Raw genomic sequence first — 20,054 nt, 5'->3', positions numbered from 1 at the left:
ATTAACTTTCATAAAAAGTTCCCATAATGGAAAACATAGGAGGTGAAATGATGGAAGGGAGTACTTTTTATTTTTTAGCTTGGATAGGGTGGATTGTTGTAACTTTTTTTATGAAAAAGGACTCTATGCGGTGGAAGATAAGCACTTGTATATTGATTTTTATTATTTGCTCTCCGTTACATGTAACGATTGCTTCATTCACGGTATCAGTAAATGCACTTTTGCTTTGTATTGTTGCTTTTATAGGAATCGCACTATATTCTATTTGGAAAAAATTATATAGCTTACTTTCGGCACTTATTATTGCAATGTTATATACAAGTTTTCATTTGTTAGAAGTATATGATCCGATTTGGATTGTGGTGGACAGGTTGTTTTTGGTAAGTGGTGCTCTTGTGTATGCATCGGTTTTATTGCATGAGGATCGCATATTGCGATTATGTTCTCTTTATATAGGAATGTTACAGGGGGAATTGTTAGTGACACTTATTTTTCGAAAACTACATTTCCCTTATGATTACGGAAGTTTAGCGTTTTTTGATATCGTCGCCGTTGCTACATTTTTCATGGCAATTTTGTTTTGGATTGCAAAAGCATCAGTATACATGGAACAGTTCAAGAGGAAAGCACGTAAAAGAAAGGCGAGGGTAATACATGACTGAATATACACCGGCCATTTTATGCGGAGTAATAGCGGGGACAGTAACGAGAGTGCTAATGCTCCGGACGGATACGCGTCAATATCCGACGAGGCTCCACGGGAAAATTATTCACGTTGCGATGGGGTTAATTGCAGCGGCTTTAGGAGCGATTGCGATTCCGTCAATTTTGAAAAAAGATTTTTCTGCTATTACATTTCTTACATTAGCAGCAACACAGTTTCGTGATGTGCGTAATATGGAAAGAAATACCCTTCAACAATTAGATGGATATGAGCTCGTACCGCGTGGAAATACATATATTGAAGGGATTGCGTTAGTTTTTGAAAGTCGAAACTATTTGGCGATGTTAACGTCGTTTGCAACGACGTTTGCGTATATAGGATTCCATTCGTGGATTGCTGGAGTAATTATGGCTATAATCGCATTTATTATCGCGAAAAAATTAATGTCTGGCAGAAGGTTACATGATCTTGTTGATATCGAGCATGTTCCACTTCGTTTTGAAGGAGCGGGGCTGTATATTGATAATATTTACATTATGAATATTGGATTGCCAGCAAGGCAAGAGGAAATTATGAAATATGGAATGGGCTTTATTTTAAGGCCGAAAACAATTGATGCGATGGTGACAATCTCAAACTTAGGACAACGACAAGCTATTTTACATGATGTTTCTGTTGCTTTAGGGATTTATAGAGATTCTGGTACGCCAGCGCTTGTGCCGTTGGCAAAGCGTGATTTAGAAGATGGTAGGGTTGGGATTTTTGTCTTGCCACAAGATCAAGATGCAGAGAAAGCGATAGGTGTCATAGGGAATGTGCCGACGTTAGAAAGTGCTGTTCATATGTCATCGGAAGCCCCGAAAGGAAGGGGAGATAAAAGATGATGTTAGAAAGTGTAATTCTCGCGGTTATTACAACAACGCCGGAGAAATTTGCTGGTGGTGCCCCTTTGTTTACTTGTGAATCGACAGATGAGTTAGAATTTGTTGCAAATAATTTAGAGGCAATTTTAGATGGTATTGCGCATCGCTTACAAGAGAATGTATATATTATTGTGAAACATTAGTAACGTGTGGTATAATGTGAGGTGTTTTGATACGCTGAGAAATATTCTGGAATGCAAATCCCTTCTTGCACAAAGAAGGGTTTTTTACATAATAAACAGAAGCAAGTTGAAAGGATGAAAGTATATGCCGAAACCAGTAATAGCAATAGTAGGCCGCCCGAACGTAGGAAAATCTACTATTTTCAATAGAATTGTTGGAGAAAGAGTTTCAATCGTAGAAGATATACCAGGTATAACACGAGACCGTATTTATAGTGCGGGAGAATGGTTAAATCATGAATTTAACATTATTGATACAGGTGGAATTGATATTGGAGACGAGCCGTTCTTGACACAAATTCGTCAACAAGCGGAAGTAGCGATTGATGAAGCAGATGTTATCATTTTTATGACGAATGGTCGCGATGGTGTAACTGCAGCAGATGAAGAAGTTGCTAAAATTTTATATCGTTCTAAAAAACCAATTGTACTTGCGGTAAATAAGGTTGATAATCCAGAAATGCGTAGTGATATTTATGATTTTTATGCATTAGGATTTGGCGAGCCATTCCCGATTTCAGGTACACACGGTTTAGGACTTGGTGATTTGTTAGATGAAGCTGCAAATCATTTTCCAAAGATTGAAGAAGAAGCGTATGATGATGAAACAATCCGTTTCTCTTTAATTGGACGTCCAAATGTAGGGAAATCATCACTTGTAAATGCACTTCTTGGTCAAGAACGTGTAATTGTAAGTAATATAGCGGGAACGACACGTGATGCTGTTGATACACCATATAGTAAAGATGGTCAAGATTATGTAATCATCGATACAGCTGGTATGCGTAAAAAAGGGAAAGTATACGAAAGCACAGAAAAGTATAGTGTACTTCGTGCGCTTAGAGCGATTGAACGTTCTGACGTTGTTTTAGTCGTTTTAGACGGAGAAGAAGGAATTATTGAACAGGATAAAAAAATTGCTGGATATGCTCATGATTCAGGACGTGCTGTTATTATCGTCGTAAACAAATGGGATGCAGTGAAAAAAGATGAAAAAACAATGAAAGCATTTGAAGAAAACATCCGTGCTCATTTCCAATTTTTAGAGTACGCACCGATTGTATTCTTATCTGCGAAAACGAAAAAACGTACACAAACATTATTACCAGTTATTAATGAAGTAAATGAAAGCCATAGTATCCGTATTCAAACGAACGTATTAAATGATGTAATTATGGATGCGGTAGCGATGAATCCAACACCAACTCATAATGGTAGCCGTCTGAAAATCTTCTATGCGACACAGGTTGCGGTAAAACCACCAACATTTGTTATATTTGTAAACGATACAGAATTAATGCACTTTTCATATGAGCGCTTCTTAAAGAATCGTTTACGTGAAGCGTTCGGTTTTGTAGGAACGCCGATTCACATTATCGCTAGAGCAAGAGACTAATGGAGAGGATGTGATTTTATGACAAAAATCACAGTAGTTGGAGCAGGTAGCTGGGGAACAGCGTTAGCGATGGTATTAGCTGACAATGGACATGATGTACGTATTTGGGGAAATCGTTCTGAACTTATGGATGAGATTAATACAAAACATGAGAATAGTCGATACCTTCCAGGAATTACATTGCCAAGCACAATCGCAGCCTACTCTTCTTTAGAAGAAGCATTAGTAGATGTAAATGTAGTACTTCTTGTAGTACCAACGAAAGCGTATAGAGAGGTATTACAAGATATGAAGAAATATGTAGCGGGTCCGACTACTTGGATTCATGCAAGTAAAGGGATTGAACCTGGTACGTCAAAACGTATTTCGGAAGTGATTGAGGAAGAAATTCCAGAGGGCTTGATTAAAGACGTTGTTGTACTGTCTGGACCGAGTCATGCTGAAGAAGTCGGTTTACGTCAAGAGACGACGGTTACGTCTGCAGCAAAGCGTATGGAAGCGGCTGAGGAAGTACAAGATTTGTTTATGAATAGTTACTTCCGTGTATACACAAATCCAGATATCGTTGGAGTTGAGCTTGGTGGTGCGTTAAAAAATATTATCGCATTAGCTGCTGGGATAACTGATGGACTTGGATTAGGTGATAATGCGAAAGCGGCATTAATGACACGTGGTTTAACGGAGATTGCTCGTTTAGGAAGAAAAATGGGCGGAAATCCATTAACGTTTGCTGGTCTAACTGGTATGGGAGACTTAATTGTAACTTGTACAAGTGTTCATAGCCGAAATTGGCGCGCTGGAAATATGCTTGGAAAAGGACACTCTTTAGAAGAGGTGTTAGAAAGCATGGGTATGGTTGTAGAAGGTGTAAGAACAACGAAAGCTGCTCACGAATTAGCAGAGAAAATGGAAGTTGAAATGCCGATTACAGCTGCCTTATATGACGTGCTATTCAATGGGAATAATGTGAAAGATGCAGTAGGCTCATTAATGGGACGTGTTCGAAAACATGAAGTGGAAGCTATACCTGACTTACTTTAAAGAAAAGCGACAGAAGTACATTTGTACTTCTGTCGCTTTTTATTTTTATGGGTCTTTTCACCATTTTTTTAATTTTGCATAGGATGAAGAGTAACTTGAGGAGAGGGTGAAAAGAATGGATAATAACATTTTTAATAACATTGAAAAAGAAGCGAAAGTGAATAAAGAAGATATTTTTAAATTAGCATCATCTGTACAGAATGCGAATTTACGTGATGAGACTGTGCTTCGTCAATTGATTCATCAAGTGGCTCTTATGGCAGGACGTGAAGTGCCGAAAGAACAAGAGGATCAAATTGTAAAAGCGATCATTAACAATAATATGCCCGCAGATTTTGGCTCGTTAAGCAAAATGTTTAAAAAATAAATATAAGAAACAAAGAGTTTGTAGATTGCATATGATAGCCATGAAAGTATGGGAATAGAGCTGTTTTGGGCATATTTGGTCAACCGAAGCGAGAGATACACTCGCTTCGGTTTTATTTTTATTTAGATTAGTGGAAGATGCGAAAAAACCTGTTGATTAAAATTATATATTCGTAATTTGTAGTAAAATGTTCTTTTTGTATTTGTTTAAAGATTTTAATTTGTTAAAATAGTATAAAAATAGATTAATAAAAAGGGGTGTGTATATGTCAGAAGGGCTCATAAAAATGTGGTTTGCTTTAGGAGCAATTGGATTTATGTTTTTTGCAGTAAGTTTTATTTTACTAAGTAGATACAAAATAAAGAATAAATTTTTGAAAGGGATTACAGCGTTAGTAGCGTACACCCTTATGATTGTGTCAGGAATTGTTATTTTTCTTGTTGTATTTAGTGGACCTGTACAGCAGTAAAGGGAATGGTCTCGAAAATGCTACATACGGAGCAAGTTATATTAGTATGAAAAGGTGATTGCTAGTGAAAAAAGTCCATATTATTTTAATATTTTGTTGTATGAGCCTTTTAACAGGATGTCTGTATCCGAAAGAAAATATGAAACAAAATGCCGTTCCTTATGAAGATCAGATACAGGTTGTTCAAAAAGCTGTAGTGACATTTAAGGAGCAAAATGAGGGGATATTGCCAATTAAGACGCGGGATATGAGTACGCCTATTTATCAAAAGTATCCAATCGATTTTCAAAAGATTGCTCCGCGTTACATACAAGAAGCGCCAGGAAATGCGTATGAAAGCGGAGGAGTATACCAATACGTATTAATAGACGTTGAAACAAACCCAACAGTAAAGTTAATTGATGTTAGGATGGCTGAACAAATCCAGGAATTATCATTAAAGCTTAGGATGTATCGGGATGAACATCAATATCCGCCTTTTAAAAAGGTAATTTCAGATGGTGTGTATGAATTAGATTTCAAAAAACTAGGATATAAAGATGTGCCGCAAGTGACAAGTCCGTATTCTGGTAAAGGGCTTCCTTTTGTAATCAATGAAAAGGGAGAAATTTATGTTGATTATCGAATCGACTTATATGAAGCGTTGAAAAAAAATGAAGGGCAATTTAAGGAGGGGGAAGATATTCGGAATATACTTTCGAAAGATTCTCCATTTGTACCTGCGTATTCTTTACCGTATACGGTAAAGAATGGAGAACCAATTTTTTTAAAATCATAAGTCATGAACCTTTCTTTTAGTGAATAAGTTCTAGAAGAAAGGTTTTTTATGTTACACAACTTGCGATGCAAACAAAAGGTATTTTTTAATAGTCATATGAAATTGGACAAAATTATATGATATATTGTCCGAACTTCTAGAATACCATTATATTATATCAGATATTATAGGCAACGTTAGAGAAGGTATTAGTTGACTATAAATGTGGAATTATTCCCAAAAATATTGAGGGAGGGAATCACTTGGAAAAGGTAGATATTTTTAAAGATATTGCGGAACGCACAGGCGGTGATATTTATTTTGGAGTTGTAGGAGCTGTTCGAACAGGGAAATCAACATTCATTAAAAAATTTATGGAACTTGTAGTTATTCCTAATATTGAGAATGAGTCTGACCGTCAAAGGGCGCAGGATGAACTGCCTCAAAGTGCTGCTGGTCGTACAATCATGACGACGGAACCGAAGTTTGTTCCAAACCAAGCGGTTTCTATCGAAGTAGATGAAGGTCTTGAAGTGAATATTCGATTGGTAGATTGCGTTGGATATACGGTTCCAGGAGCAAAAGGCTATGAAGATGAGAATGGCCCGCGCATGATTAATACTCCTTGGTATGAAGAACCTATTCCATTCCATGAAGCTGCAGAAATCGGAACACGTAAAGTAATTCAAGAACATTCCACAATTGGTGTTGTAATTACAACAGATGGAACGATTGGTGAAATTCCAAGAAGAGATTATATAGAAGCAGAAGAACGCGTAGTAAATGAGTTAAAAGAAGTCGGAAAACCTTTCATTATGATCATCAACACTGTACAGCCGTATCATCCAGATACAGAGCAATTGCGCCAAAGTTTATCTGAAGAATATGATATCCCAGTCATTGCGATGAGTGTAGAAAGTTTAAGGGAAACAGATGTGTACAATGTGCTTCGAGAGGCTTTATTTGAGTTCCCGGTTTTAGAAGTGAATGTTAACCTTCCGAGCTGGGTGATGGTGTTAAATGAAGGGCATTGGTTACGCCAAAGTTATCAAGAAGCTGTTCAAGAGACTGTGAAGGATATAAAACGTCTTCGTGATGTGGACCGTGTCGTTTGGCAGTTTAGTCAGTATGAATTTATTGATCGAGCGAGCTTAGCTGGCATTGATATGGGGCAAGGTGTAGCAGAGATTGATTTATATGCACCAGATGAATTATATGATCAAATTTTAAAAGAAGTAGTAGGAGTAGAAATTCGAGGGAAAGATCATTTATTAAAGCTTATGCTCGATTTATCTCATGCGAAAATAGAATACGATCAAGTGGCGGATGCCCTGCGTATGGTAAAGCAAACAGGATATGGTGTAGCAGCGCCTGCGTTAGCTGACATGAGCTTAGATGAGCCAGAAATTATTCGTCACGGTTCAAGGTTTGGTGTGAAATTAAAAGCTGTAGCTCCGTCTATTCATATGATTAAAGTAGATGTGGAGTCAACGTTTGAGCCAATCATTGGTACTGAAAAGCAAAGTGAAGAATTAGTTCGTTATTTAATGCAGGATTTTGAAGATGACCCATTATCAATTTGGAATTCTGATATATTCGGACGTTCACTTAGCTCTATTGTTCGAGAAGGTATTCAAGCGAAACTATCTTTAATGCCAGAAAATGCGAGATATAAATTAAAAGAAACGCTAGAAAGAATTATTAATGAAGGATCTGGCGGATTAATTGCGATTATATTATAAGAAAAAAATCCCTCTCATCGTAGAGGGATTTTTTTTTGATTTTCGCGTATAGAATAGCAAAATAAACAGTCATTATCTAATATATTGTTGTAAATTGTCAAGTTTCATCAGATTTTCACATTTTAAGAGTAACAATTTCCTTAAAAATATTGAATTATAAAGGAGAATCGTATAATATAGGCGTTGATAATGATTTATCTACATCTTTGTAGTATAGAATTTGTAAAAATTGCCTACAAATGAAAGTAAGACTCATTTTATGATCATTATACAGTCTTATCTTTGGGAGGAGGTGAATGGCATGAACAAGACAGATTTAATCAATGCTGTTGCAGAAGCAAGTTCCCTTTCTAAAAAGGACGCAACAAAAGCAGTAGACGCTGTTTTTGATTCTATCTTAGAAGCTTTAAAACAAGGTGATAAAGTACAACTGATCGGATTCGGTAACTTCGAAGTTCGTGAGCGTGCGGCTCGTAAAGGTCGTAACCCACAAACAGGTGAGGAGATTGAAATCGCTGCAAGTAAAGTACCTGCATTCAAACCTGGTAAAGCGTTAAAAGATGCGGTTAAATAATCCTTACATATTAACAGGGAAGAAGAGTTTCCTTTTTGGGAACTCTTCTTTTTGCTTTTAAAAACATAAATATGCTAGAATGTGTTCGTATCACTTTTAGGTTTTCGGGAGGGCTAGCGGATGGCAAAAGTTAATTTAGAACAAATTGAACATGCAGTACGCCTTATTTTAGAGGCAATCGGAGATGACCCAAATCGTGAGGGAGTACTTGATACACCAAAGCGTGTGGCAAAAATGTACGCAGAAGTGTTCGCGGGTATGCATGAAGATCCGAAAGAACATTTGCATAAAGTGTTCGGAGAAGATCACGAGGAGCTTGTACTAGTAAAAGATATACCGTTTTATTCGATGTGTGAGCATCATTTAGTTCCATTCTATGGAGTTGCTCACGTTGCATATATTCCGCAAGGCGGAAAAGTGACAGGGTTAAGTAAATTAGCTCGAACTGTAGATACAATTGCACGTCGTCCACAACTGCAAGAACGTATTACATCAACAGTAGCGAACTCTATTATGGAAGTACTAGAGCCGCATGGTGTAATGGTAGTAGTAGAAGCGGAACATATGTGCATGACGATGCGTGGTGTGAAAAAGCCGGGCGCGAAAACTGTAACAACAGCAGTACGTGGTGTGTTAGAAAATGATGCAGCGGCACGTAGTGAAATTTTATCTTTTATTAAAACAAGGTAAAGAAAAGTAGGAAACTGCTTTTCTTTTTTTTTTATGTAAATAAATGATATAGTTTTAGCAAGGCAGAGTGAGAATAGAAAGACTACTAAAAAGAATGGAAGATGTTATTTAGTTCGGTGGAAGTTTGGAAAGAGTAGCCAAGTTTTGGTTATAGAAAATAGAATGTATGTGTTATAATAAGTTTTATGAATTAGAAAACAAGGGTGATTTTTGTGTGTGACATCTACGGAGGGTATGCGGGTATAAGAGAGAAATTGATGGAGAAATTACGCCATCCTTATTTTATAAACTATATTGAAGAACCATTTATTGATGAAGAAAAAATAGCATTGTTATATGGTGCTTTAAAAAGTGAAAATTTACATATAGAACAAATTGAGCATTATGTAGTAACGATTATGCTTGTGCAAATTGCGCTTGATACACATGAAAGAGTATCAAATAAAGCAGGGGAAGAAGCGGTTGAATCGCATAAACGTCGCCAGTTAACAGTACTTGCTGGTGATTACTATAGTGGGTTATATTATTACTTACTGTCTATGAATCGTGATATTGTTTTAATTCGCGCGCTTGCTGAAGGAATTAAAGAAATTAATGAACACAAAATAATGTTATATCAAAAAGCGCATGAAACGATGGATGACATAATGGAAAGTGTAGTAACGATTGAGTCTGCACTCTTGCAAAAAACATGTGATCATTTTCATGTATCGCATTGGAAGCCATTTATAACGTATGTACTAGGAAAAAACCGTCTTCAAAAAGAATGTGAACTGCACGCTGATAAACAACATTCACCTGTTTTTCAAGCAGTTCAAGGGATTATGAAGGATAAAGCGGAGGTAGAAACAGTTATTCATGGATGGATGATGGCACTCAGAAAGAAAGAAAATCAATATTTGGAAAACCACACAGATATAAGCGAAATAAACTCTGTGTTAAGAGATAAATCGAAGACATAAGCAATTTTACATTGGAAGAAGGTACGAGCATGCAACAATCAAAAGAAGAAAGAGTACATGATGTATTTGAGAAAATCTCTGATAAATACGATGTGATGAATTCTGTCATTAGTTTTCAAAGACATAAAGCGTGGCGTAAAGAGACGATGCGCATTATGGATGTAAAACCAGGTAGCAAAGCTCTTGATGTATGCTGCGGGACAGCGGACTGGACAATCGCGCTAGCTGGAGCGGTAGGTGAACAGGGCAAGGTTGTTGGTTTAGACTTCAGTGAAAATATGTTATCTGTCGGTAAGCAAAAGGTAGAGGCGTTACAATTAAAACAAGTAGAACTTTTACACGGGAATGCAATGGAACTTCCATTTGAAGATAACACATTTGATTATGTAACGATTGGATTTGGTTTACGTAACGTACCGGATTATATGCACGTATTAAAAGAAATGACGCGTGTAGTAAAACCAGGTGGAAAAGTAATTTGTTTAGAAACATCTCAACCAACAATGATTGGTTTTCGACAAGGATATATTTTATACTTTAAATATATCATGCCGTTATTTGGAAAGTTATTTGCGAAAAGTTTTAAAGAATATTCATGGCTGCAAGAATCTGCTAGTACATTCCCGGGTATGAAAGAATTGGCTCATATGTTTGAAGAAGCTGGACTTGAACGTGTACAAGTGAAGCCGTTTACTTTTGGGGTAGCAGCGATGCATTTGGGTATGAAACCAGAATCAAAATAGAAAAAAGAAAAAAGAAAAAAGAAAAAAGAAAAAAGAAAAAAGAAGTTTTAGGTTAAGGTGAACAATATGAAGTTACAACTTATGTACTCTTTTTTACGATCGGATATTAATGTGATAGAAAAAGAATTAAAAAAGACAGTTGCTTCTGAACAGCCATTGGTAGAAGAGGCGGCATTACAACTTATTGAAGCTGGTGGGAAGCGAATTCGTCCTGTATTTGTGTTGCTTGCGGGAAAATTTGGAGATTATAAGTTAGATGCAATTAAGCATGTAGCTGTTGCGTTAGAACTTATTCATATGGCTTCTCTTGTTCACGATGATGTTATTGATGCTGCATTTTTACGACGTGGTAGTGCAACTGTGAATGCGAAATGGGGAGATCGTATTGCAATGTATACAGGGGACTATTTGTTCGCTAAGTCTCTTGAATGTATAACAAATATCGAAATTCCAGAGGCGCATCAGGCGCTATCGCATACCATTCTAGAAGTGTGTAAAGGTGAAATTGAACAAATTAAAGATAAGTACAATTATGACCAAAATTTACGAACGTATTTAAGAAGAATAAAGCGAAAAACAGCATTATTAATTGCTGCGAGTTGTCAACTAGGAGCAATTGCTGCTGGCGCTAATCGTGATACGGTAAATCGACTATTTTGGTATGGGTATTTTGTAGGAATGTCGTATCAAATTATTGATGATATTTTAGACTTCGTTTCCACAGAAGAGAAGCTTGGAAAACCTGCTGGTGGTGATTTGTTACAAGGGAATATTACGCTTCCTGCCCTATACGCTATGGAAGATCCCGTGCTTCGTAAGAAAATCACATCTGTACATGAAAATACAACAGCGGACGAAATGAAAGAAATTATTGAGGCTGTAAAAAATAGTGACGCTATTGATCAAGCATTTGCGTTTAGTGAACGTTATTTACATAAAGCATTAGAAATCATAAAACCACTTCCGCGTGGACAAGCGAAGTATGCATTACAAAATGTAGCAAAGTATATTGGGAAACGAAAATTTTAGTGTTTTTTCTAAAAAATAAAATAATCTCTCTATTTCAAAACTATTGCGCAATTGTGATAAGGGTGTTAATATGTGTGTGGGGATATACAATTACATACATAATTCAGAAGTGGAGAGATTTTTTATGGAAAAAACATTTCTAATGGTAAAACCAGACGGTGTACAACGTGCCTTCATTGGGGAAATCGTAGCTCGTTTTGAGAAAAAAGGCTTTCAATTAGTTGGTGCAAAATTAATGCAAGTCACTCCGGAAATTGCTGGACAACACTATGCTGAGCACACAGAGAAACCTTTCTTTGGTGAATTAGTAGACTTTATTACATCTGGACCTGTATTCGCAATGGTATGGCAAGGTGAAGGTGTAGTAGATACAGCTCGTAACATGATGGGTAAAACAAGACCACATGAAGCAGCTCCTGGAACAATTCGTGGAGATTTCGGTGTAACTGTTGCGAAAAACATTATCCATGGTTCTGATTCGTTAGAAAGTGCAGAGCGCGAGATTGCTATTTTCTTTAAGGAAGAAGAATTAGTTGACTACTCAAAATTAATGAATGAATGGATTTACTAATTATTTTGAAATAATTTGTAAACGCTTTAATCACTGTGATAATAGTAGAAAGTGCAAGGAGAATAGGGGTATTCTTCTTGCACTTTTTTTGTTGCAATTAGTTACGAAGTTAGAGCTGTTATGATATATTGATATGTAAAGTAAAAGGCCTATTGGAGAATAAGCGAATGGCTGATCAAATATATAAATTCTTTCATATTTTTAGAGTAAGGAAAGATAATATCATTGCTTAATATAGCGAGATAAATACATATACGAAAAGAGGAATAACGTATGCGATATATTACAGCTGGTGAATCTCATGGTCCACAACTTACAACGATTATAGAAGGTGTTCCGGCAGGACTGCCTTTAGTAGCGGATGATATAAATGAAGAGTTAGCTAGAAGGCAAAAGGGGCATGGGCGTGGTAGACGCATGCAAATTGAAACAGATCAAGTGCAAATTGTAAGTGGTGTTAGACATGGAGAGACATTAGGTTCTCCAATTGCACTTGTTGTTGAAAATCGTGATTTTGCACATTGGACAAAAATTATGGGCGCAGAGCCTTTAACGGAACAAGAAGAAAAAGAAATGAAAAGGAAAGTAACAAAACCAAGACCTGGGCATGCTGATTTAAATGGTGCGATTAAATATGGTCATAGAGATATGAGAAATGTATTGGAGCGTTCTTCAGCACGCGAAACGACAGTGCGTGTTGCTGCTGGTGCGGTTGCTAAAAAAGTGTTAGCAGAACTTGGTATTACAGTGGCGGGCCATGTAATTGAAATTGGTGGTGTTGAGGCTCAGGAAATTACGTATAGTTCAATTGAAGAATTAAAAAGTATTACAGAAGCATCACCTGTACGTTGCTTAGATGAAGAAGCAGGTAACCAAATGATGAAAGCAATTGATGATGCGAAAGCAAATGGTGATTCAATAGGTGGAATCGTTGAAGTGATTGTGGAAGGAATGCCAATTGGGGTCGGTAGCTATGTACATTATGATCGAAAACTGGATGCAAAATTAGCAGCTGCAATTATGAGCATTAATGCTTTTAAAGGCGTCGAGATTGGAATTGGTTTTGAAGCAGCGCATAGACCGGGAAGTGAAGTTCATGATGAAATTCTGTGGAATGAGGAACATGGATATACACGAAGAACAAATAATGCAGGTGGATTAGAAGGCGGTATGACGACTGGAATGCCAATTGTTGTGCGCGGTGTGATGAAACCGATCCCTACACTATATAAACCTCTTCAAAGTGTAGATATTGAAACGAAAGAGCCTTTTACAGCGAGCATTGAACGTTCAGATAGTTGTGCTGTGCCAGCAGCTAGTGTCGTTGCAGAAGCGGTTGTGGCTTGGGAATTAGCGACAGCTTTAATAGAACAATTCGGATTAGATCGTATGGACCTTATTCGTGAAAATATTGAGAAACATAATGAATATGCGAGGGGATTTTAATGGGAAACATACATATTCAAACGAAATCAAAAGAATATGATGTACATGTAGGAAAAGAATTGTTGTCACATTTGACAACAATCATTCAAAACATGCAGCCATCTGTATCAAACATCATGATCATTTCAGATGAAGTTGTTGCAACTTTACATTTACAGACAGTTGTAGATGCATTGCAAATAAAGCAAAAAGTATTTTCATTTGTCGTACCGAGTGGCGAAAAAGAGAAGTCTTTTGAAAATTTCTATGCGGCTCATACGTCAGCTCTTGAAAATAAATTAGATAGAAATTCTTTAATTATTGCACTTGGAGGCGGGATGATTGGAGATTTAGCTGGTTTTGTTGCTGCGTCGTTTATGCGTGGAATTCGCTTCGTTCAAGTTCCAACGACTTTATTAGCTCACGATAGCGCAGTAGGTGGGAAAGTAGCAATTAATCACCCGTTAGGTAAAAATATGATAGGGGCATTCCATCAACCAGAAGCAGTTGTATATCATACGCCTTTTTTACAGTCTCTTCCTGAAAAAGAGTGGCGTTCAGGTTATGCAGAAGTGATAAAACATGCTCTTATTGGTGATGTAAAGCTGTATCATTGGTTAAAAGAAGAAGTGCAAACATTAGCGGATCTTCGTGATGAGAAGTTAATCCATATATTAACGAAGGCAATTCCTGTAAAGGCAAACATTGTATCGCAAGATGAAACAGAAAAAGGTGTACGTGCTCATTTGAACTTTGGACATACGTTAGGCCATGCTCTTGAAAAAGAACTAGGATATGGAAATATTACTCACGGTGACGGAGTAGCGGTTGGAATGTTATTTGCCTTATTTTTAAGTGAGCAAGTGTACAAGGTTAATCTTTCTTATGAAGAGATGAAGCAGTGGTTCTTAAAGTACGGATATCCAAAAATGCCAAGTGATTTGAATGTAGAGCGTCTCGTTCAATTAATGAAACAAGATAAGAAAGCGAACGCTGGAGCAATTCATATGGTGTTAATGCAGGAATATGGGGTAGTGAATGTCGTATCTATTCCAGATGAGACTGTTCATATTGCGTTAGAGGCATTTCAAAAGGATATGGTTTAAGAGCTAAGAAGTGCTTGTTTAAAGGTATCCTCGTAATAGTGACGGTTAAGATAAACGATTGCAGTGAGAGATTACAACCTTATTGTAATTGAATTGAATAAAACGACTGGGGGAAGAAAAATGAGAGTGAAAGAGCAATTGTTAACTTTGAGAGCATATGTACCTGGGAAAAATATTGAAGAAGTAAAAAGGGAATATGGATTATCAAAAATTGTGAAATTAGCATCGAACGAAAATCCATTCGGTTGCTCAGCACGCGTAACAGAAGCATTAACTTCTTTAGCGAGTCAATATGCTCTTTATCCAGATGGATATGCATTTGAACTTCGGACAAAAGTAGCAGAGCAGTTAGGTGTCAAAGCAGAACAACTGTTATTTGGTAGTGGATTAGATGAAGTCATTCAAATGATTAGCCGTGCATTACTACATGAAGGAACAAATGTTGTAATGGCGAATCCAACATTCTCGCAATACCATCACCATGCTGTTATTGAAGGAGCAGAAGTTCGTGAAGTATCACTTAAAGATGGCATTCACGATTTAGATGCGATGTTACAGCAAATAGATGATAAAACGAAGATTGTATGGATTTGTAACCCGAATAATCCGACAGGTACATATGTAGAGAAACAAAACTTACTTTCATTTTTAGAATCAGTTCCTAAGTCAGCGCTCGTTATTATGGACGAAGCATATTATGAATATGCGGGGGCAGAAGACTATCCGCAAACATTACCACTTCTTGAAAAGTATGAAAATCTTATGGTTTTACGCACGTTTTCAAAAGCATATGGTTTAGCTGCTTTCCGTATCGGATATGCGGTTGGTAATGCGAATTTAATTGGGCAGCTAGAAGTAGCAAGGTTACCATTTAATACATCGACTGTAGCGCAGGCTGTAGCACTCGCTGCATTAGAAGATCAAGTATTTTTACAAGAATGTGTGAAAAAAAATGAAGAAGGATTAAATCAATATTACGCATTTTGTAAGGAATATAACGTATTCTATTATCCATCTCAAACAAATTTCATTTTCTTAAAACTCGGTATTCCTGGTAATGAGGCTTTCGAACGATTAATGAAGAAAGGATATATTGTTCGTTCTGGTGCTGCATTTGGTATACATGATGGTATTCGTATTACTGTCGGTTTGAAAGAAGAAAATGATGAAATTATAGAATTATTGAAAGAGCTTGTAAACGAGCAAGTAAAGAAAGAAGAAACATACTCTTAAGAGTTTGTGAAGGCTCCTAATATAGGAGTCTTTTTTATTTAAATGAAGGCCTGTAAAGCTTGATCCGTGCGTGTTAATAATTAATAAGGGAAGTTATTTGCACGGTAATGAAAGAAAACGGTACAATAGAAAGTAGTAATGCGGTATCGGTGTCATATTCGAATCGTTATGAGTGAAAGTACAAGAAGAAGTATGCTTATTCTAAAGGTTGCGTTCGTACACCTAGTTGCTTATGATAAAGTGAAACTTTAATCAGTGAGGGGATGCTTATCCCCTCACTGATTATTAGCCCGCACCAATCGGGGGAAATGAACAGAAAATAATATTTGTTAGAATTAAAGGAGACGTTTATGCAAAAGTTTGAACAAGCTGTTTCATATATTGAAAATGGTGAAGCGGAAAAAGGATTACAATTATTAAAAGAACAATTAAAAATTGCGAATGATGAAGAGAAGTATGATATCGCTCGCTATTATCATACACTTGGATTTACGGATGAAGCGTTAGCTATTACAGAAGACTTGCGTTTATTGTATCCGGAAGAAAGTGAATTCACTGTATTTTTAGCAGAATTATATATTGATCTAGACAAAGAAGATGAAGCGATTGAAGTGCTTCATGATATTCCAGAAAATGATGACTTATATGTTCAATCGTTATTACTTGTTGCAGATTTATTCCAAATGCAAGGTTTCGATGATGTAGCAGAACAAAAACTATTAAAGGCGAAAGAAATGATGCCTGACGAACCTGTTATTACGTTTGGATTAGCAGAGTTATATAGTAGTAAAGGTGAGGAACAAAAGGCAATCACTCATTATGAGTCGCTATTAGCAGAACATAAAGTCATGGGTGGTGTTGTCATTGCACTTCGCCTCGCAGAGACGTTAAGTGCGATTGGAAATTGGGAAGAAGCGATCTCTTACTATGAAGCAGGTTTAGAGGAACAAAAAGATATCCACTCATTATTTGGATATGCCTTCACATTATACCAAGGTGAAGAATACCAAAGAGCAATTGGTGCTTGGCAAGAACTAAAAGAATTAGATCCGGAGTATGCATCGCTTTACATGTATTTGGCGAAAAGCTATGAAAAAGAAGGAATGCTGCAAGAAAGCTATGAAACACTGCAAGAAGGAATTAAAGTAGATGAGCTTTCTGTACCATTTTATGTAGAATTAGCGAACATTGCGGCGAAATTAGGAAAAATAGCAGAAGCAGAGGAAGTGCTTCAAAAAGCGCTTGAGTTAGATCCAGGACATTTAGGTGCGATATTAAAATATGCGTATATCTTAAAAGAACAGGAAAAATATGAAGAGTTAATTGCAGTTGTAGAGCGTGCGATTGATAGCGGAGAACCAGATACACAACTACTTTGGGATCTTGCGTTTGCAAAAAAACAATTAGAAATGTATTCGGATGCATTAAAACACTATGAAAGTGCATATACTTCTTTTAAGAATCATCCAGACTTCTTGGAAGAGTACGGTTATTTCTTATTGGAAGAAGGTATGCGAAAAGAGGCGAAAGAAGTATTTACTCAGTTAATACAACTAGACCCGACACAAATTCATATTGAAGAATTGTTATATAATTTAGAGGATTTTTCATAAGTTGGAAGGAAACTGAATACCGCTTCTTGAATCTAAAAAGAAAAGAGAAAGACAGAGGAGGGACTTAATTGCTATGAATACCCCTGTTTCTGTAAACGAGAAGAAGGATTTTGTAAAATGGTTTTTGAATAATTACCAACTGAAACAGCGTGAATGCGTATGGATTTTGAATTATTTAATGAGTCATGACCAATTGATGCATAAAGTCCACTTCGTAGAGCATGCAAAATATTGTCCGCGTGGTTTAGTGATGTCCGCGAATTGTGTGAAAGACACACCGTTTCACTTTTTTAAACAAAATGTTATGACAACAGATGCTGAAAAATCGTTTCATGATATTCGTTTAAATCGAGATGAAGATATTTATATTCAACTCAATTTTAAATCATCGTTTCAAAATGCCAATTATGTAGCTGTATTAGAAGAAAACCCGTATTTACCAAAGCATATTGAAGTAAATGAAAAAGATCGTTTACTTGCAGAAAGATTTTTAGAAGAAAGTGTATTTTCTTTTAGAAGAGAACGTCTTTTGAAACAAATTGATGAAGCGCTGGATAAGCAAGATAAGGAAGCGTTTCATAAGTTAACAGCTGAGTTAAAGATGTTATAGAATTCATTTGGATTCATAAAATTTTACAAATTTCAGACTTTTTGAGAAAAACTACCTTAATATAGGTAGTTTTTCTTTTTTTACCTCTTTTAGTATGGTTTAATATATATAAAGTGAAAGTTCTGTCATTTACAAATGAAGGGAGGGAAGACATTTGAAATGGAGTGTAAAAGATGTGGAGCAGTTTGAGCAAGCAAGAGAGTATGTAGATACTGGTGTTATACCACTTTTATCAATTTCGGCAGCAAAAGAAATGAAAATGGTAGTAGAACAAGGTGAATTTATCGAATTGTTGAGTATGGAGTTGGAAAGAGAATATAAAGGAAGAGTACTTTTACTACCTGCATTTACGTATTTAGTAGAAAGTCAAAAAAATGAAAAAGGTCGTTTGCAAGAATGGACAAATCATTTGCAAAAGCAAGGTTTTAAGCATATTGCTTATGTTACAAGTGATTTTTCATGGAAAGAAGATATGCAAGAGTTACAAGGAGATTTATTTTGGTTTCCTTCATTAGCGTTAGAACAATTTAGTGATCAAGCGAAAAGAGAAGTTATTCATGCACATATAAAAAATATAATGGTGATGCTAGAAGAAAAGTGGGGAAAGTAATAATAAACAGAAAGTTCTTATTATTATGAGTAGTATGATATTGACCTGTACCTAAGCGTATTATATCATGATAGTGTCCTAGTTTTTATTTTTTATATAATTTATCACGAGGGGACAATTTCTGATAGAGGGGGGAAATTTTCGTGAGCGAGAAAGAACATCGTGTATCAAGAAGACAGTTTTTAAATTACACCCTTACAGGGGTAGGAGGCTTTATGGCAGCGGGTATTTTAATGCCGATGACGCGATTTGCGCTTGATCCGGTGTTAAGAAAAGAAGCGGGAACGGATATGGTTGCTGTTGCACAAGTAAAGGATATTACAACAGAGCCGAAACGTTTCGATTTTAAGGTGAAGCAGGTTGATGGTTGGTACAAGTCCGAAGAGCCAAAATCAGCTTGGGTTCATAAAGATGAAAGCGGAGACATTGTTGCGTTCTCTCCAGTATGTAAACATTTGGGATGTACAGTTAACTGGAATTCGGACAAAGCACATCCGAATCAATTCTTTTGTCCATGTCACGGGGGCCGTTACACAAAAGACGGGATGAACATCAAAGGTACGCCGCCCCTTGCTCCGCTTGATGTATACGAGTCCAAAGTAAAAGATGGAACGCTGTATTTAGGCAAAGCGAAGCCAAAAGGGGGTGCAAAGTAGATGCTAAATAAAATTTATGATTGGGTAGATGAAAGGTTAGATATTACACCAATATGGCGTGATATCGCTGATCATGAAGTACCTGAACATGTAAACCCGGCACATCACTTTTCTGCATTCGTTTATTGCTTTGGAGGACTTACCTTTTTCGTTACTGTAATTCAAATTTTATCAGGAATGTTTTTGACGATGTATTATGTGCCTGATATTAAAAATGCTTGGGAATCGGTTTATTATTTACAAAATGAAGTTGCATATGGGCAAATTGTTCGTGGTATGCACCACTGGGGCGCTAGTCTCGTCATTGTAATGATGTTTTTACATACACTTAGAGTTTTCTTCCAGGGTGCGTATAAAAAGCCTCGTGAGTTAAACTGGATTGTTGGTGTTCTTATTTTCTTTGTTATGTTAGGTCTTGGTTTTACCGGATATTTATTACCGTGGGATATGAAAGCATTATTTGCTACGAAAGTAGGGATTCAAATTGCAGAGCAAACGCCGCTCATTGGTCCTTATATTAAAACATTACTCGCTGGTCATTCCGAAATTGTTGGCGCTCAAACATTAACTCGCTTCTTTGCTATTCACGTCTTCTTCTTACCAGCAGCACTTCTAGGTTTAATGGCCTTCCACTTCATCATGATTCGCAAACAAGGTATTTCCGGTCCGCTATAAGAGATTGCTAAATTAA

23 protein-coding genes are annotated in these 20,054 nt (G+C 36.6%); all 23 read left to right on the top strand.

What is annotated here, in order from left to right; genetic code table 11:
* Positions 1-50 precede the first annotated feature (50 nt).
* Positions 51-662: a hypothetical protein gene (locus tag QEP67_RS20330; protein ID WP_000399215.1), complete on the top strand. Its 612-nt coding sequence runs from the start codon at positions 51-53 to the stop codon at positions 660-662.
* On the top strand, positions 655-1,548 hold the full coding sequence (locus QEP67_RS20325; RefSeq protein ID WP_000141603.1) for a YIEGIA family protein: 894 nt from the start codon (positions 655-657) through the stop codon (positions 1,546-1,548). The genes QEP67_RS20330 and QEP67_RS20325 overlap by 8 nt, the downstream gene beginning before the upstream one ends.
* Complete coding sequence (locus tag QEP67_RS20320) at positions 1,545-1,730, top strand: hypothetical protein (protein ID WP_000979052.1); 186 nt, start codon at positions 1,545-1,547, stop codon at positions 1,728-1,730. The genes QEP67_RS20325 and QEP67_RS20320 overlap by 4 nt, the downstream gene beginning before the upstream one ends.
* Positions 1,731-1,854: 124 nt before the next feature.
* Positions 1,855-3,165: a ribosome-associated GTPase EngA gene (engA, locus tag QEP67_RS20315; RefSeq protein WP_001125888.1), complete on the top strand. Its 1,311-nt coding sequence runs from the start codon at positions 1,855-1,857 to the stop codon at positions 3,163-3,165.
* An 18-nt stretch (positions 3,166-3,183) separates the two neighbouring features.
* The gene (locus QEP67_RS20310; protein WP_000161770.1) at positions 3,184-4,206 is read left to right on the top strand and encodes an NAD(P)H-dependent glycerol-3-phosphate dehydrogenase; all 1,023 of its coding nucleotides are present in this window, start codon (positions 3,184-3,186) and stop codon (positions 4,204-4,206) included.
* 115 nt (positions 4,207-4,321) lie between these two features.
* Entirely contained in the window at positions 4,322-4,573 is a 252-nt protein-coding gene (locus QEP67_RS20305; RefSeq protein ID WP_000369753.1) for a stage VI sporulation protein F, read from the top strand.
* Positions 4,574-4,838: 265 nt separating this feature from the next.
* Positions 4,839-5,042: a DUF2768 domain-containing protein gene (locus QEP67_RS20300; protein ID WP_001288995.1), complete on the top strand. Its 204-nt coding sequence runs from the start codon at positions 4,839-4,841 to the stop codon at positions 5,040-5,042.
* Positions 5,043-5,106: 64 nt separating this feature from the next.
* On the top strand, positions 5,107-5,820 hold the full coding sequence (locus QEP67_RS20295; protein WP_000755477.1) for a hypothetical protein: 714 nt from the start codon (positions 5,107-5,109) through the stop codon (positions 5,818-5,820).
* Positions 5,821-6,062: 242 nt separating this feature from the next.
* Positions 6,063-7,541, top strand: coding sequence for a stage IV sporulation protein A (gene spoIVA, locus QEP67_RS20290; RefSeq protein WP_000416519.1), 1,479 nt, complete (start codon positions 6,063-6,065; stop codon positions 7,539-7,541).
* Positions 7,542-7,842: 301 nt separating this feature from the next.
* Complete coding sequence (locus QEP67_RS20285; RefSeq protein ID WP_001043860.1) at positions 7,843-8,115, top strand: HU family DNA-binding protein; 273 nt, start codon at positions 7,843-7,845, stop codon at positions 8,113-8,115.
* A gap of 120 nt (positions 8,116-8,235) precedes the next feature.
* Positions 8,236-8,805, top strand: coding sequence for a GTP cyclohydrolase I FolE (gene folE, locus QEP67_RS20280; protein WP_061673442.1), 570 nt, complete (start codon positions 8,236-8,238; stop codon positions 8,803-8,805).
* A 212-nt stretch (positions 8,806-9,017) separates the two neighbouring features.
* Positions 9,018-9,767: a heptaprenyl diphosphate synthase component 1 gene (locus QEP67_RS20275; protein ID WP_002108646.1), complete on the top strand. Its 750-nt coding sequence runs from the start codon at positions 9,018-9,020 to the stop codon at positions 9,765-9,767.
* Positions 9,768-9,796: 29 nt separating this feature from the next.
* Positions 9,797-10,510 carry a 2-heptaprenyl-1,4-naphthoquinone methyltransferase gene (gene menG / locus QEP67_RS20270; RefSeq protein ID WP_001187665.1) on the top strand — a complete coding sequence of 238 codons (714 nt, stop codon included), beginning with the start codon at positions 9,797-9,799 and terminating at the stop codon, positions 10,508-10,510.
* Positions 10,511-10,576: 66 nt separating this feature from the next.
* The gene (gene hepT, locus QEP67_RS20265; RefSeq protein WP_000776074.1) at positions 10,577-11,539 is read left to right on the top strand and encodes a heptaprenyl diphosphate synthase component II; all 963 of its coding nucleotides are present in this window, start codon (positions 10,577-10,579) and stop codon (positions 11,537-11,539) included.
* A 124-nt stretch (positions 11,540-11,663) separates the two neighbouring features.
* Positions 11,664-12,110, top strand: a complete 447-nt coding sequence (ndk, locus tag QEP67_RS20260; RefSeq protein ID WP_000415885.1) for a nucleoside-diphosphate kinase — start codon at positions 11,664-11,666, stop codon at positions 12,108-12,110.
* A gap of 273 nt (positions 12,111-12,383) precedes the next feature.
* Positions 12,384-13,556 (top strand): chorismate synthase, encoded by a 1,173-nt coding sequence (gene aroC, locus QEP67_RS20255; protein WP_001269357.1) that lies wholly within the window; start codon positions 12,384-12,386, stop codon positions 13,554-13,556.
* Positions 13,556-14,641 carry a 3-dehydroquinate synthase gene (gene aroB / locus QEP67_RS20250; protein ID WP_000526814.1) on the top strand — a complete coding sequence of 362 codons (1,086 nt, stop codon included), beginning with the start codon at positions 13,556-13,558 and terminating at the stop codon, positions 14,639-14,641. The genes aroC and aroB overlap by 1 nt, the downstream gene beginning before the upstream one ends.
* 120 nt (positions 14,642-14,761) lie before the next feature.
* Positions 14,762-15,874, top strand: coding sequence for a histidinol-phosphate transaminase (hisC, locus tag QEP67_RS20245; RefSeq protein ID WP_001264030.1), 1,113 nt, complete (start codon positions 14,762-14,764; stop codon positions 15,872-15,874).
* Positions 15,875-16,224: 350 nt separating this feature from the next.
* A complete protein-coding gene (locus tag QEP67_RS20240) occupies positions 16,225-17,487 on the top strand; it encodes a tetratricopeptide repeat protein (RefSeq protein WP_001168667.1) in 1,263 nt (420 codons plus the stop codon).
* Between the two features lie 73 nt (positions 17,488-17,560).
* Positions 17,561-18,097: a ReoY family proteolytic degradation factor gene (locus QEP67_RS20235; RefSeq protein ID WP_001095922.1), complete on the top strand. Its 537-nt coding sequence runs from the start codon at positions 17,561-17,563 to the stop codon at positions 18,095-18,097.
* Between the two features lie 154 nt (positions 18,098-18,251).
* Positions 18,252-18,707, top strand: coding sequence for a YpiF family protein (locus QEP67_RS20230; RefSeq protein WP_000872168.1), 456 nt, complete (start codon positions 18,252-18,254; stop codon positions 18,705-18,707).
* A gap of 143 nt (positions 18,708-18,850) precedes the next feature.
* The gene (gene qcrA, locus QEP67_RS20225) at positions 18,851-19,363 is read left to right on the top strand and encodes a menaquinol-cytochrome c reductase iron-sulfur subunit (protein ID WP_001290419.1); all 513 of its coding nucleotides are present in this window, start codon (positions 18,851-18,853) and stop codon (positions 19,361-19,363) included.
* On the top strand, positions 19,364-20,038 hold the full coding sequence (gene qcrB, locus QEP67_RS20220; protein WP_000932700.1) for a menaquinol-cytochrome c reductase cytochrome b subunit: 675 nt from the start codon (positions 19,364-19,366) through the stop codon (positions 20,036-20,038).
* Positions 20,039-20,054: the final 16 nt, after the last annotated feature.

The sequence above is a fragment of the Bacillus cereus group sp. MS39 genome (assembly GCF_040448665.1).
In the GTDB taxonomy this organism is placed as follows: Bacteria; Bacillota; Bacilli; order Bacillales; family Bacillaceae_G; genus Bacillus_A; species Bacillus_A wiedmannii.
This window is presented reverse-complemented; position numbering and strand designations above follow the sequence as displayed.

Excerpts from the sequence above, each read along its gene's own strand:
- QEP67_RS20235 (WP_001095922.1), top strand. The coding sequence starts at position 17,561 with ATGAATACCCCTGTTTCTGTAAACGAGAAGAAGGATTTTGTAAAATGG.
- QEP67_RS20300 (WP_001288995.1), top strand. The coding sequence starts at position 4,839 with ATGTCAGAAGGGCTCATAAAAATGTGGTTTGCTTTAGGAGCAATTGGA.
- QEP67_RS20240 (WP_001168667.1), top strand. The coding sequence starts at position 16,225 with ATGCAAAAGTTTGAACAAGCTGTTTCATATATTGAAAATGGTGAAGCG.
- QEP67_RS20285 (WP_001043860.1), top strand. The coding sequence starts at position 7,843 with ATGAACAAGACAGATTTAATCAATGCTGTTGCAGAAGCAAGTTCCCTT.
- ndk (WP_000415885.1), top strand. The coding sequence starts at position 11,664 with ATGGAAAAAACATTTCTAATGGTAAAACCAGACGGTGTACAACGTGCC.
- QEP67_RS20325 (WP_000141603.1), top strand. The coding sequence starts at position 655 with ATGACTGAATATACACCGGCCATTTTATGCGGAGTAATAGCGGGGACA.
- aroC (WP_001269357.1), top strand. The coding sequence starts at position 12,384 with ATGCGATATATTACAGCTGGTGAATCTCATGGTCCACAACTTACAACG.
- QEP67_RS20305 (WP_000369753.1), top strand. The coding sequence starts at position 4,322 with ATGGATAATAACATTTTTAATAACATTGAAAAAGAAGCGAAAGTGAAT.
- QEP67_RS20320 (WP_000979052.1), top strand. The coding sequence starts at position 1,545 with ATGATGTTAGAAAGTGTAATTCTCGCGGTTATTACAACAACGCCGGAG.
- hepT (WP_000776074.1), top strand. The coding sequence starts at position 10,577 with ATGAAGTTACAACTTATGTACTCTTTTTTACGATCGGATATTAATGTG.
- aroB (WP_000526814.1), top strand. The coding sequence starts at position 13,556 with ATGGGAAACATACATATTCAAACGAAATCAAAAGAATATGATGTACAT.
- QEP67_RS20310 (WP_000161770.1), top strand. The coding sequence starts at position 3,184 with ATGACAAAAATCACAGTAGTTGGAGCAGGTAGCTGGGGAACAGCGTTA.
- hisC (WP_001264030.1), top strand. The coding sequence starts at position 14,762 with ATGAGAGTGAAAGAGCAATTGTTAACTTTGAGAGCATATGTACCTGGG.
- engA (WP_001125888.1), top strand. The coding sequence starts at position 1,855 with ATGCCGAAACCAGTAATAGCAATAGTAGGCCGCCCGAACGTAGGAAAA.
- folE (WP_061673442.1), top strand. The coding sequence starts at position 8,236 with ATGGCAAAAGTTAATTTAGAACAAATTGAACATGCAGTACGCCTTATT.
- qcrB (WP_000932700.1), top strand. The coding sequence starts at position 19,364 with ATGCTAAATAAAATTTATGATTGGGTAGATGAAAGGTTAGATATTACA.
- QEP67_RS20330 (WP_000399215.1), top strand. The coding sequence starts at position 51 with ATGGAAGGGAGTACTTTTTATTTTTTAGCTTGGATAGGGTGGATTGTT.
- menG (WP_001187665.1), top strand. The coding sequence starts at position 9,797 with ATGCAACAATCAAAAGAAGAAAGAGTACATGATGTATTTGAGAAAATC.